The following is a 12846-nucleotide window of genomic DNA, read 5'->3' as shown; positions in this document are numbered from 1 at the left end:
AGGATGATCCAATCATGCCCCTCCCATGTGCCTGCTTTTCAAAAAAATAGCGACCCACAATCACGATACAAGCAACACCAACACCGGCAATCAGTCATGCCCCTTGATCCGCAAGCACCAATACGGCGGCGACCTTCCCAGCACCGCACCACAACACCCAGCAACGCAATACAGGCAAGCGCCCTTATCCCTGATCGCGACTTCCTGCCTCCCCCTACCTCTTGAGCCTCACTACACACTTACTTAATCACGACACTGCATGGCGCGGCACACAAGCACTACCGACAGGATTGCCCGCAAATAAACACAATCCGCCACACATGCAATTGCACCTATTACTATGGGTGCGCATCAAGAAACGCACGAATCGCCGGCACCAGGACACTGCTCTTATCTTCCAGAACATAGTGACCGGCATCATCAAAAACTTGCACCTGCGCACCCGGCAAAGCAGCGCAGAATTCATCCAAAAAATGATGATCAAACACAATATCCTGCATCCCCCAACCAATGAACGCAGGACGATCAGCAAAGTTGGGCAGTGCCTTGCCGGTAGCCTCTAACAACGGCCAAGCACGATCACCTGGAGCACACGGAATATCCTGCATAAAACGGATGATCGAAATCCGATTGGCCCAACTGTTATAGGGTGCCAAATAGGCACGGCGCACCGCACGCGGCAACCGTGTTTCCACCCCCAACCAGGCCGCACCCAGTGCAAAAGCATTCAACCCACGAACCATCCATTCACCAAACCTCCAATCACGCCCCAAGGCAATCTGCCACGGCATCTTCTTAGACATCGGCATCGGAAATACTGCCGTGTTGGTAATCACCAAGCGCCGCACTTGCACAGCATGCGCCAACGCCCAGCCAAACCCGATCATGCCCCCCCAATCGTGTACTGCCAGCGTCAACGGCGTGACATCGTCAATACCCACATGACGCAACAACGCATCCAAATCATCCACGCGAGATTGCAACGTGTAATCGTAACGTGGCACCACACCCGGCGCGTCCCCCGGCTTATCTGACAGCCCCATACCAATGTGATCCGGAACGATACAACGATACCCATCACGCAACGCTGCCACCAAGTGACGCCAGTAATAACTCCACGAAGGATTGCCATGCAGCATGACCACCACCGCTGCGTCACGCGGACCTTCGTCCAGATAACGCATCCTGATTCCCGGACGGACCTCAAAACACTGCGAGAGAAAGGGGTAATCGTGATAGCTCATACGTGACGTAACCGATCCAATGTGAAAACGCCGTCTGTTTCTAGACGATGCTCTAATACTCGCAAGTGATGGAACACCCGCTCACCGCGCTGTCGGCCCACGATAAACACCCGGCCATACTCCGGATGGACCGCAGCCGCTTTTTCTACCTCCCGCGGCTCCCCCCACAGATGAGCCCCTTTGACTTCCAACAATGCAATCTGTCCATGCGTATTACGCTGCGTCATGGCCACAACAAAATCAGGGTAAAACCCTTCCCCATCGTCCCAACGATACAGCGCCACCGATTCGGGACGGCGTACAGGATTACGGTGCCACCAATGCACCAATGGGCTTGCATCAAGTTGCTGCGCCACTGCAGTTTCATCTTGATTGAGGCCCTGTGGAAATACCCCATACAGCCCGCGCTGCGCCCTCTGTAGAGGCATATCGCTATGCAACTCAGCCGGCAGCGGCACTGCGACATCAGCGACTTGAGCATGGCGGAAACGTCGGTAGGCCACTCGTAGCAACCCAGGATGACGGATCAATACCAGCTCCAATTGCTGCAACAGCAGCTCCTCATCCTCCGGAGGTTCAGAACCGCTCTGCTCAATGGCCTGACGAAACTTCTCCAGCAAACGCAACTGCAACTCCCGGTCATTCGCCTCAGACAAACGTAACCGTATCTGCTCCGCCTTTTCGGCGACCGCTACCGGAGCCAGCGTCGCCCAAAGATCAGTCTGGCACTCCTCCTCACTGTGCTGCACGCCGGAGAACAGCGCCGATTCAACACGCATCACACGCTCACGGACACGAAAACGGCTCGCCAGTACAGTGTCATTAAAATCGATGAAATCCATTAGCTGTGCCTCAAAATCTGCAGGAGGATCAGGCAAGCGTTCACTACGCAACATGGCAGGTGCATCTTCACGACGTCGGTAGTGTTTGAACACGCCCTGCCCCATACACAGTAATGCGTTTACAGTCGATGTTGTTGATGCGGCGGCATCCTTTCGCGGGTGTCCCGGCTGAGCGCCGACCCATTCCAATATCCCCTGAGCGGCACGCGTCCAGGGTTCCCATCCTTCCTCAATGAGTGGGTCACCGAGCGCATCCGGCGCCATCTGTGAAGTGCGCTCCACCGCATCCAACGCCACGCCCTGGGGCGAAACCAGCAGACTCAATGGTTCACCACTACGCACCACTTGTACGTGCGAGTGCTCTCCAATGACAGTAACCACGGTCTGCGTGCCCAGCTCGGGACTCTGGGTCGTCAATGTATTGATCTGCTGCCCTGCGTCTAGCAAGCCTTCTTGAGACTGCGCATTAGATAAGAAAACGTATCCGTAATCCAACGACTCCGGAAGAGTCACGCGCCCTTGCAGCAACGCATGCTTGCGCACGATACGGCCAATCACCTGGATACCAAATGCAGGGTCCCGAGCACCACGCAATGCTGCCAAGGTAAACGCACGTGGCGCATCAAATCCCAAGGCCACCGCCATCTTAAAAATCAGCACTTCCACAGTAGGATCGTTGGCCAGGGATAACAACGCTGGATCCGGTTCATCGGCCGTATGTATCCGTACTGCTTCGTGATCAAAGTGCAATTGCTCCGTCAAAAAACGCCGTGCCTCGTCTTGTGCCGCACGGCCATCCGGCACCTGCACCAACATCAGCGGCGTCAACGCCACACCAGCATCAGCCAGTAGACGCTTGATCATCCGATGTGTTTCGGCACACTGACGCAAGGCCAGGTGTTCAAAGTCAATCAATTGTGCCGCATCCCCATCTTGCGCAATGAAGCGCACCATACGCACGCCGTATTTGAGCAACCCAGCCTGCACCGCATCGAAACGGCTGACCATCGCCCACTCTGCCGCTTGGCCTACCATGTAACCCGTCGCACGCTCAAATGCCATCACATCTGCATCACGCGGCGTGGCCGTCATCAGCAGCGCGTAATCTGGCGCCAGAACAGACTGAAAAAAGAGACGCGCTTGATGGCCAGACAGCGCCGTATGGTGCGCCTCATCCACCACACACCCAATGCGGACGCCCTCTTCACGCGCCAACGCAAGCAACACATCCAGTGACATACCGCTGTCGCCGTGGGTTCGCGCCCGACGGCCTTCCGTATTGCGCACCGCCACAGCGGCCCAGGTGACGACAAAAACACCACCACTACGCACCGTTTCCCAACAACGATCTGACTGTAGATCGAACACATCCAGTTCCGGCGCCTGCGCCGCAATGACCTGACGCGACTGCTCCACAAGTCCAGAGAACGGCGCAAACCAAAACCACAGAACGCGCTCACCTGTGGCGGACACACGGCGCATTGTTTCCACCGCGATCAATGTTTTACCCGCACCGGTGGGGGCGCACAGCACGGTTACGGCATCGTTGCAACGTGCCTGAGTCCATTGCTCCGGTGGCGCACCGGCAAGCTGTTCGTACAAACGACGTACTTGGTTAAAACGGGCAACGATCCCCGCACACAAGGTTTCCTGAAATTCTTTAAGCGTGGCAGGCATGATTAATCTCCGAAGCATCACCGCAGCGAGGGAGGAACCAGCAAGCAAGACACTCTGCACAAACGGGCAGTGATGCTGGCATGCGGTGAAGAAATGTTTTGGGTTGATCGTGGCGGTGTTTCACCATGTCGCTCAGTACGATGCGGTCATCAGCAACGATGCAGGGATCCCGAACATTGTTGAGCATGGCAGGCCTGTTCAACGTCCGAAGCGTGCGCGCAAATATTGGGGAATCGGCAAGCAAGACAGCCCCCCGATGCGTTCGGTTAAACGCTCCGGCGCCCAGCTATACAGCATAGCCCCAGCTGTCGCACCAGCCAGCCATGCATCCAACCTTGTGATGGAAGACACGCGGAAATCCGCCAAGTAAGCCAGGACATCGCCAGATTCACCATCCACAGTAAAACCACATGCCGGCCACGGTGTCAGTGGTTTGCCATGCAGCAGTTGCAGCGCATGCCACACTTCGGCATGGTCCAATTTCATAGTAAGACGATGCCGCGGAATCCGGCGTGCCCGCAGGTAAGCAAAACCACCGCCCAACCCGGGGACTGCCTGCCCCTTGGTATTGGTATAGCCGCCCAGCACGCGCCGGAGGCGCTCAGCGCAAACATCACGGCATAGATTTTTGTCTGGTTGTGCTTGCGTCGCTTCGGTGTTGCTGATCAGGATGAATTTGCGGTGACCGCCATCTTCGGCGTTGAGTTTGGCGACGGCCTGCCCAAATGTTCCAGATCCTGCAAAGAAATCGAGCACTGTATCTCCAGGATTACTGGCAATACGCAAAATCCGCTCCATCAGTTGTACTGGCTTTGGCGTAGAGAAAACATCACTCGAAGACTCAAACTGCAAGACATCAAGCAATTGTTTTTTTGCATCCTGTGTGTGTCCCACATTGCTGTAAGTCCAAAGCGTTTGAGGAACAATGCCTTGCTTGACTTCATTAAGAAAACGTTTGAGCCGTGGCGTGTTATTACCATCCTTTCCCCACCAGATGCGATTGTCGGCATCAAGCTCAGCAAATTTTTCTTTTGATATCCGCCAATACATCCCGGGTGGCGGGCCTGAAATTACCCGATTTGAAGGACAGGTAATCGGATAAGTTCCTAAACTGTAGAAATTCCTTGCCGATAAATCGCCAGAAGTCCAAGGGCCACGCGGATCGTTGTCTGGGTTTTTGTATGCCTTATCCTGCGTCTCGCTACGCGGTAATGGATTCGATCTCCATAAAGTACGGTTTCTTGCAAAAACGAGGATGTATTCGTGATCATCAGAAAAATGTTGAGCTGTATTCTTTGGAGAAAAAATCTTCTGCCAAATTACATTGGCGATGAAATGATCATGTCCAAACACCCGGTCCATCAACATCCCCAAGCGGAATAATTCGTTGTCATCAATACTGACAAAAATCACGCCATCATCGGCAAGAAGTTCCTTGGCCAGCTGCAAACGGCGATAGATGAATTCCAGCCACAGTGAATGGCGGTAACGGTGCGTCTTGTCAATGAAACAGTCGTTGTAGACAAAGTCGCGGTTGCCGGTGTTGTACGGGGGATCGATATAGATACAGCGGATCGCACCGCGGTGCGTCATGCGCAGGGCGCGTAAGGCGTCAAAGTTATCGCCCTCAATAATCAGGTTGGGCCAGGGGGCAGCGCCGTGGCTCAGGCTGGTATCCAATGACAAGGCTACGTAATCATCGTTCACTGCCGCATCTGCTTCGATCTCGTCGCGCTCCCACACCAGTCCCAATTGACGTTCGGCGTCTCGCCGCTGTAGCAAGCGGATCAGTGCGTCGCGATCCAGATGGTCGTATTGACTCGGCATTGGGGTGTTATTTCACTCAGGCCACCTGACAGGTGGGCAGTTAAGGAACGTCGTTAGATCGCAAGGTGAATCAAGGGGTGATCAATGCACAGCGTTTGTTCTGGTGCCGCTGGCGGGCGTATCACATGTATCTCATCTGGCACGTTGAGGGGAAAGCCACCGGAGAAGTCATGTTGTCAGCCTTAAGATCTTCTGCATTACATCATGTCCTGGAGTGTTGCTAGCGTGGCTTAACAAGTACCACTTAGGAGTACCACTTAGGGGATGGGGATCGCAGCAACACGCCAAAACACCAAAGCTGGTTTATGCAGGATGCACTGTTCTCCGGTGCACCGCTGCATTTTGAAGGATGCTCTAAACGGTTCCAAGGAGGCGCAAGCAACATCGGTATGGTGCAGATCCGTACAGAGAAAATGACTTGCCTGGATCCAAGCCATCGAAACGCCTGTCTTGAGGTGCCACCACATTTTGATTTCCAAGGCAGCAGAAGTGCGGAGGTGGCGCCCAGATACGCTTGAGAACAATGTCTTGAGGTGGGCACGACTGTATTTTCCATGCGTGCGGTTGCATTGAGCATTGATCTGTAAGGAATGAACATGCTGGGAAAATCCGAAAGATTCTCAGTCATTTCTACAAGATCAAGTGCCTATCGGCCCATTTTGGAATCACCACACAACTTCTGCCATAGAACAATTCAGCCCCGAACCAATACCCAGCAAGGCAATGCGGTCACCTTTTTTGAGACGGCCCAGTTCCTTGAGCTTACTCAGCACAATCGGCACAGAAGCGGGGCCGATGTTGCCGTACTCACGGAAAATGGTCATCACCTTGGCGGGATCAATACCGAATGACTTGATAAACGCCTCAGTGTGTGGGCGGCTGACCTGGTGGATAACAAACTGATCCAACTCCTCCACCGCCCAACCCAGCACTTGTTTGGCGACAACAAAGGTTTTCTTTGCTAGTTTGATCCCCTCAATGAGCATCAAGCGGGTGTCAGTAACCATGCGATCCAGATTCCCGCAACATAGCTTGTTCCATTCAGTCGCAGAGCGGGTCACTCCCCCTTTGTATTGAGGTGCATCAGGCACCAAAGCGGTACGCGCCAGTACCATCGCCACCGCACCGCACCCCAGGGTTAAGGCCGCCATTTCCTCGCGGAACTCCTGCTCGGTAACACCTGGGGCACTCATCCGCTCAAGCGTTTTTTCATAAACACGGTTAGCAGTCTCGGCGTTAACCACCAAGGCATAATCAATGTCCCCACGCTCCAGCATTTGTCCCGCAATGTCCATGCCGTTTAGGAAGGCCAGGCAGGCATTGGCCACATCGAAGGCAATGCATTGCTCGCCAACACCAAGGTTGCCGGAGACAATCGAAGCAGTGGACGGTTCTAGGTAATCGCGACTCACCGAAGTGTTGACCACCAAGCCGATACGGTCCACAGCCACCCCTGCATCCTGCAATGCTTTACGCGCTGCCATCGTTGCAACATCGGAGGTCTGTACGTTGGTATTCCACAACCGGCGTGCATTGATGCCGACAATATCGGCGAAGACATCGCTTTTAATGCCAATCCGCTCAAGCATCGGTTGCAAACGGGCGTTAATTTCCTGCGACGTGAGTGTACACGGGGCATCAATGTGAGCCAGTCCCGCAATCGAGACATTATTGAAGAGCATAAAATGAGTACGCTAAAGTAAATAAAAAAATAGAGCCAGATTCCAAAAAGAGGTTTCCGGCAGTTTAATTAAAAGTTACTTTAGCGATTAAACGCTTTTAATGCACCTTGATAGTGTTCCAGACTAGTGCCACTACCACCTGTGCCGCGTTGTGACATCAGCGACCACCGCAACGGAACGCCACAAATCGCTGTGTACCGTCAACAGGCTGGCCCAGCGCTTGAACTGTATTGGCGTTGATTGAAGGGGCTTCATTACGCGCCAGGGTTTCCAACTCATCCTGCACACGTAACGCATTCCGTGTATAGAACCCAATTTTATTCTTGACGGATACCGTAATTTCACCCTGTGATTGGCAGTCACTCGGCACCGTCCCCCAGGGCAATACACGCACTGTTTTTCCAACTGATTCAATCGGGACCCAGGTGCAGGCAGAAAGAGTGGTCACAAAACACAAAGCAAGGATCAAAACACGCATAGGACAGTTCTACAATAAATGCATCGAAGTGTTTGATTGTGCCGTAATCGTCGAACTTGGCAATGGTGGTATTACCTGTGGTTAGAGAATTCAAGCTCAAACCTTCAGAGCGTCACCATCATTGATGCGTTACTCTGCTCATTAAGATGCGCCGAACAAATTAAACAGTGGCTGCCTCGACGCTGACGCTACACTGATCTCATGTCCATGCCTCTCTACGATGTGCTGCTGTACCAGCCCGAAATACCCCCCAACACCGGCAATGTCATCCGCCTGTGTGCCAATACTGGCGCGCGGCTACATTTGATCGAACCACTCGGTTTTGATCTGGATGACCGGCAACTCAAGCGTGCTGGATTGGACTATCACGAATACGCCCGGATGCAGGTACATCCCAACCTGAGCAGTGCACTGGCTGCAATCGCACCACGACGCCTATTTGCGCTCAGTACACGTGGCCAAGTGCGCTATGACACCCCGACTTTCCGCACGGGAGATGCTTTTATTTTCGGTCCGGAAACCCGCGGTTTGCCAGACACTGTGTTGCATACCATCCCGGAGTCTCAACGCCTGTATTTACCGATGCAACCACAAAGCCGCAGCTTAAACCTCTCCAATGCCGTCGCGGTGATGGTATTTGAGGCATGGCGGCAACAGGGTTTTCAATGACAATGACAATGACAATGACAATGACAATATTGTGCTGATCTTGCTCATGAGCAACACTACGTTAAGCCAGTGAAGCTAAGAGCGTGCTTTTATTAACTATTCCTAAATAAGATGATGTTTCAATAAGTGCATGACTAAAAATTTGCAGTAAAATTTCCCTAAAAAAAATATATAATTAGAGAGTAATAATGAAATCAGAAAACGACAATGCTGATTACAGCATTATTCTCTCTCAACTGAGAATCGCGAGACTTTTTGGGCACAACTTACTGGTTCTTAAAGATAATTCTGGTAAGTTAATATCAGAAATAGACGGACTGGCAACCAGCAAAAACGGGGAAACAAAACCTGTTGGGTATTTGCCTTCTGACAGACTTAAAGCGTTTGAGTTCAAGTCTGCGTTATTATATAAAAGCTCACAGGCGCAGATAGCATTGATCAATGCGAATAAGGAAATCTGTCTGAATAAATGGAATGTTGCATTAAACGCAATTACTCTTATCAATACAAAAAATCTCCCCTATCCTATATTTGGGCTCGGTAAAAATAGTAATTCAGTAACCAGTACACTGATAAGATGTATGGATCTGCATGAACCCCAAATACCCTCCGGGGGGATTGCCCCATTTTCAGGGGAAATACTGCTTAGCGAAGCAGAAATAGAAAAACTCCAGAGCGCGTTGATCTCAAGGTAAAAACAGGAAAACGCAAATTGCGGACACAGACTGTTCAGGTACCCCTTAGAAGCTGAAGCACTGGTAAGAAGTAGATTGCTACGACCTATGAATTAACTTCGCTGCTGCATATTTGTCGACACTCACATCTGCAGTGAGTAGCCTGATGCCATCGACAATAGCCTGTGACATCAAAAGCATCTTCATGTAGTGGAGGCACAAGGTGACAATGGCCAACGCAAGATTGCTGTAGATCGGCAACTGGTTGTACCCGTTCTCCAACAAGCTTCTGCAAAGTACACCTGGACCCATCTTGAAATCGTTGCGGTCCAAACCCCAAATACGGCAATCGCTTTCACTTAAAATTGGATCAGGCGGACGTGACGCGCCTGAAAAAGCATATCAAGGCAACTAGCCTCAACCATCACTCGTCTTTCAGAATATCTCCTACTTGGCCTACCCATCGGCTTTGGAATAACTTTCAAAGCGGCAATAAACCTTTGTTCTTCCATAAAACAAAACCGTTTGACCTGGAAAGAGTCCGGTGCGTTGAGAGCAATGACCCAGGCATTCCAGGATCCCATCCTGACACTGGGAAGACCTACAATGCTACCTCACTCCACTCCCGGCGGTTTTGCTTTATGGCATCCGATTTTCTGCCCGTGCATCGTGCACTGTTATCTGTTTCCGACAAAACAGGGTTGGTCGAGTTGGCACGCGTGCTGCTGGCCTACAACATTGAATTACTGTCTACCGGTGGGACCGCGACAATCATCCGCGAGGCTGGTCTCCCAGTGCAGGATGTGGCCGACCTGACAGACTTCCCGGAAATGATGGACGGCCGCGTAAAAACACTGCACCCCGTGGTACACGGTGGTTTGCTCGGACGTGCCGGCATCGACGACGCCGTGATGGCCAAACACGGCATCGCACCAATCGACCTGCTGATAGTGAATCTGTATCCCTTCGAACAGATCACTGCCAAAAAAGATTGCACGCTGGCCGATGCAGTGGACACCATTGATATTGGTGGCCCGGCGATGCTGCGCTCGGCGGCAAAGAATTTCGCGCGTGTGGCTGTGGCAACGTCACCGGATCAATATCCTGATCTGCTTGCTGAACTGCAGGCGCACCACGGCCAGCTTTCCGCCGAAAAGCGTTTCGCATTGGCCGTGGCGGCGTTCAACCACGTTGCCCAGTACGATGCGGCCATCAGCAACTATCTTTCGAGCGTGTCCGACATGCACACAACGTTGCCGTTGCGCCATGAATTCCCAACTCAGTTAAACAATACCTTCGTAAAGATGACAGATCTCCGTTATGGGGAAAATCCGCATCAAAGCGGTGCGTTCTACCGCGATGTACATCCGCAACCTGGGACGCTGGCCACCTTCAAGCAACTCCAAGGCAAGAGACTCAGCTACAACAATCTGGTCGATGCCGACGCCGCATGGGAATGCGTACGTCAATTCGAAGCGCCGGCCTGCGTCATCGTCAAACATGCCAACCCTTGTGGCGTCGCAGTCGGGACGGCGTGCAGTGATGCTTATGAAGCAGCGTATGCCACTGATCCGACGAGTGCATTTGGCGGCATTATTGCTTTTAACCGCACGTTAGATGCGGTCACTATGCAAAGCATTCTAGACCGTCAATTTGTCGAGGTATTGATTGCGCCGTATTACGATGCAGACGCCCTCGCCTATGCGACCAAGAAGGCCAATGTGCGCGTGCTGCGTATCCCCAGCACTGGCGCGATGAATCGCTATGATTTCAAACGGATCGGCTCTGGACTATTGGTGCAAAGCGCCGACAGTCTGAACATCCATTCGGGTGCACTGAAGGTGGTCACTCAGCTTGCTCCCACCTATGCACAACAACGTGATCTGTTGTTTGCATGGCATGTCGCCAAGTATGTCAAGTCAAATGCCATTGTTTACGCCAAGGATAATCGCACGATTGGTATTGGCGCCGGACAAATGAGTCGCGTGTATTCAGCGCGTATCGCTGGTATCAAGGCAGCCGATGCACATTTGGCTGTCACAGGCTCAGTGATGGCCAGCGATGCGTTCTTTCCATTCCGCGATGGCATTGATGCCGCTGCCGCGACTGGAATCAAGGCAGTGATTCAACCGGGCGGTTCGATGCGCGATAACGAGGTGATCGCGGCGGCTGATGAACACGGCATTGCCATGGTCTTCACAGGGATACGGCATTTCCGGCATTGAACGGAAATGGGTTCCGCGGATGCTTGACAATGTGTTTTTGGCTTGAATAGCTGCATATGACACAAGTACTGCAATGCATCCGATGCAAATAGCAAAACCAACCGTGACAGACCAGGACGCTTCCCACAACACCATTGATGCGAACGCCATGCTGCAATCCACTTCTCTCTCCATTCTTTCATTTCATTCCCTATGAAACTCCTTGTTATTGGTTCTGGTGGCCGTGAACATGCGCTGGTCTGGAAACTCGCCCACTCTCGACGTGTCTCTGAAATCATCGTGGCGCCCGGTAACGCAGGCACTGCTACAGAAACTAAATGCCGTAATGCACCCGTCCAGGTCACCGACCTGGACGGGCTGTTGGCGTTGGCACAGCGTGAAGCGGTGAACATCACCGTGGTAGGTCCTGAAGTGCCACTAGTAGCGGGCATTGTTGATTGCTTCCGCGCCGCCGGGATGCGTATTTTTGGGCCGACAGCCGCCGCCGCACAGTTAGAGGGCAGTAAAGCCTATGCAAAAGACTTTATGGCTCGTCACGGTATCCCCACGGCGCGCTATGCGGTGCATACCAATGTCGACGCTGCAATCAGCGATGTGCGGCAGCAGGGTGCCCCCATCGTCATCAAAGCCGATGGGTTGGCGGCAGGTAAAGGTGTCATTGTGGCGATGACCGTGACCGAGGCTGAAGCGGCCATACGTGACATGTTGTCCGGCAATGCGTTCGGTCATGCAGGGGCACGGGTGGTCATTGAGGAATATCTTGATGGAGAAGAAGCCAGTTTCATCTCAATGGTCGACGGCACACACGCGCTGCCGATGGCCACCTCGCAAGATCATAAGCGCGTCAGTGATGGCGACATAGGCCCGAATACGGGGGGCATGGGTGCTTACTCACCAGCACCAATCATCACGGACGAGATCCATGCGCGGGTGATGCGTGAGATCGTTAACCCAACCGTGGCGGGGATGATCGCTGACGGTACGCCGTTCATGGGATTTCTTTACGCTGGTCTGATGATTGATGTCCATGGCGCTCCCAAAGTCATTGAGTTCAATGTACGTTTTGGGGATCCGGAAACTCAACCGGTAATGATGCGTTTGCAATCAGATCTGTTGGATCTGATTGAAGCGGCACTCAATGGCGATCTTGACAAGGTGCAGGCGCAGTGGGACCCGCACCCATCGCTAGGTGTGGTGATGGCGGCACGGCCGTATCCTGAAATGCCTATCACCGGGGAGGTCATCTCTGGCTTGGACGCGCTCCCAGCCAATGTGAAGGTATTTCATGCGGGCACCGCTCTCGACGTGGCGGGACGCGTCGTCACGGCAGGTGGGCGTGTGCTTTGTGTAACCGCACTCGGAAGCAATGTGTCCGAAGCACAGCGGCATGCCTATGGCGGTGTGGCATCGCTGCATTGGGCCAACGCATTCCAGCGCAGTGATATTGGCTGGCGCGCCATCATGCGGGAGCACACTGTACGTTGAGCGTCCATGGCCCTGCGTGACTCAGGAGCAGAATCGGTTTGTA

At 53.0% G+C, this 12846-nt stretch carries 9 protein-coding genes; 4 read left to right on the top strand and 5 right to left on the bottom strand.

Translation table 11 applies throughout. The features are described 5' to 3' along the window. Window positions 1-338 precede the first annotated feature (338 nt). The 5 genes from F7G16_RS07960 to F7G16_RS07935 form a co-directional block, all read right to left on the bottom strand. Window positions 339-1244: an alpha/beta fold hydrolase gene (locus F7G16_RS07960; RefSeq protein WP_004572841.1), complete on the bottom strand. Its 906-nt coding sequence runs from the start codon at window positions 1242-1244 to the stop codon at window positions 339-341. Beyond that, entirely contained in the window at window positions 1241-3763 is a 2523-nt protein-coding gene (locus F7G16_RS07955) for a DEAD/DEAH box helicase (RefSeq protein WP_004572840.1), read from the bottom strand. Before F7G16_RS07955 ends, F7G16_RS07960 begins: the two co-directional genes overlap by 4 nt. Before the next feature lie 198 nt (window positions 3764-3961). Next, window positions 3962-5590: a site-specific DNA-methyltransferase gene (locus tag F7G16_RS07945; RefSeq protein ID WP_004572839.1), complete on the bottom strand. Its 1629-nt coding sequence runs from the start codon at window positions 5588-5590 to the stop codon at window positions 3962-3964. Between the two features lie 665 nt (window positions 5591-6255). After that, window positions 6256-7272, bottom strand: a complete 1017-nt coding sequence (locus F7G16_RS07940) for a 3-oxoacyl-ACP synthase III (protein ID WP_004572837.1) — start codon at window positions 7270-7272, stop codon at window positions 6256-6258. 157 nt (window positions 7273-7429) lie between these two features. Continuing rightward, window positions 7430-7750 (bottom strand): DUF4156 domain-containing protein, encoded by a 321-nt coding sequence (locus F7G16_RS07935; RefSeq protein ID WP_004572836.1) that lies wholly within the window; start codon window positions 7748-7750, stop codon window positions 7430-7432. A gap of 201 nt (window positions 7751-7951) precedes the next feature. On the opposite strand from F7G16_RS07935, the gene F7G16_RS07930 reads away from it, so the two are divergent. The 4 genes from F7G16_RS07930 to purD all read left to right on the top strand — a co-directional run bounded on the left by F7G16_RS07930 (window position 7952) and on the right by purD (window position 12803). Continuing rightward, on the top strand, window positions 7952-8419 hold the full coding sequence (locus F7G16_RS07930) for a tRNA (cytidine(34)-2'-O)-methyltransferase (protein WP_004085473.1): 468 nt from the start codon (window positions 7952-7954) through the stop codon (window positions 8417-8419). Window positions 8420-8607: 188 nt separating this feature from the next. Continuing rightward, entirely contained in the window at window positions 8608-9114 is a 507-nt protein-coding gene (locus tag F7G16_RS07925; RefSeq protein ID WP_004089511.1) for a hypothetical protein, read from the top strand. A 620-nt stretch (window positions 9115-9734) separates the two neighbouring features. Then, the gene (purH, locus tag F7G16_RS07920; RefSeq protein ID WP_004089506.1) at window positions 9735-11318 is read left to right on the top strand and encodes a bifunctional phosphoribosylaminoimidazolecarboxamide formyltransferase/IMP cyclohydrolase; all 1584 of its coding nucleotides are present in this window, start codon (window positions 9735-9737) and stop codon (window positions 11316-11318) included. A gap of 192 nt (window positions 11319-11510) precedes the next feature. Then, complete coding sequence (purD, locus tag F7G16_RS07915) at window positions 11511-12803, top strand: phosphoribosylamine--glycine ligase (protein ID WP_004089504.1); 1293 nt, start codon at window positions 11511-11513, stop codon at window positions 12801-12803. The last annotated feature ends 43 nt before the right edge of the window (window positions 12804-12846 follow it).

Source organism: Xylella fastidiosa, assembly GCF_011801475.1.
Classification (GTDB): domain Bacteria; phylum Pseudomonadota; class Gammaproteobacteria; order Xanthomonadales; family Xanthomonadaceae; genus Xylella; species Xylella fastidiosa.
Note: the sequence above shows the minus strand (reverse complement) of the source record. Positions and strands in the feature narration are given on the sequence as shown.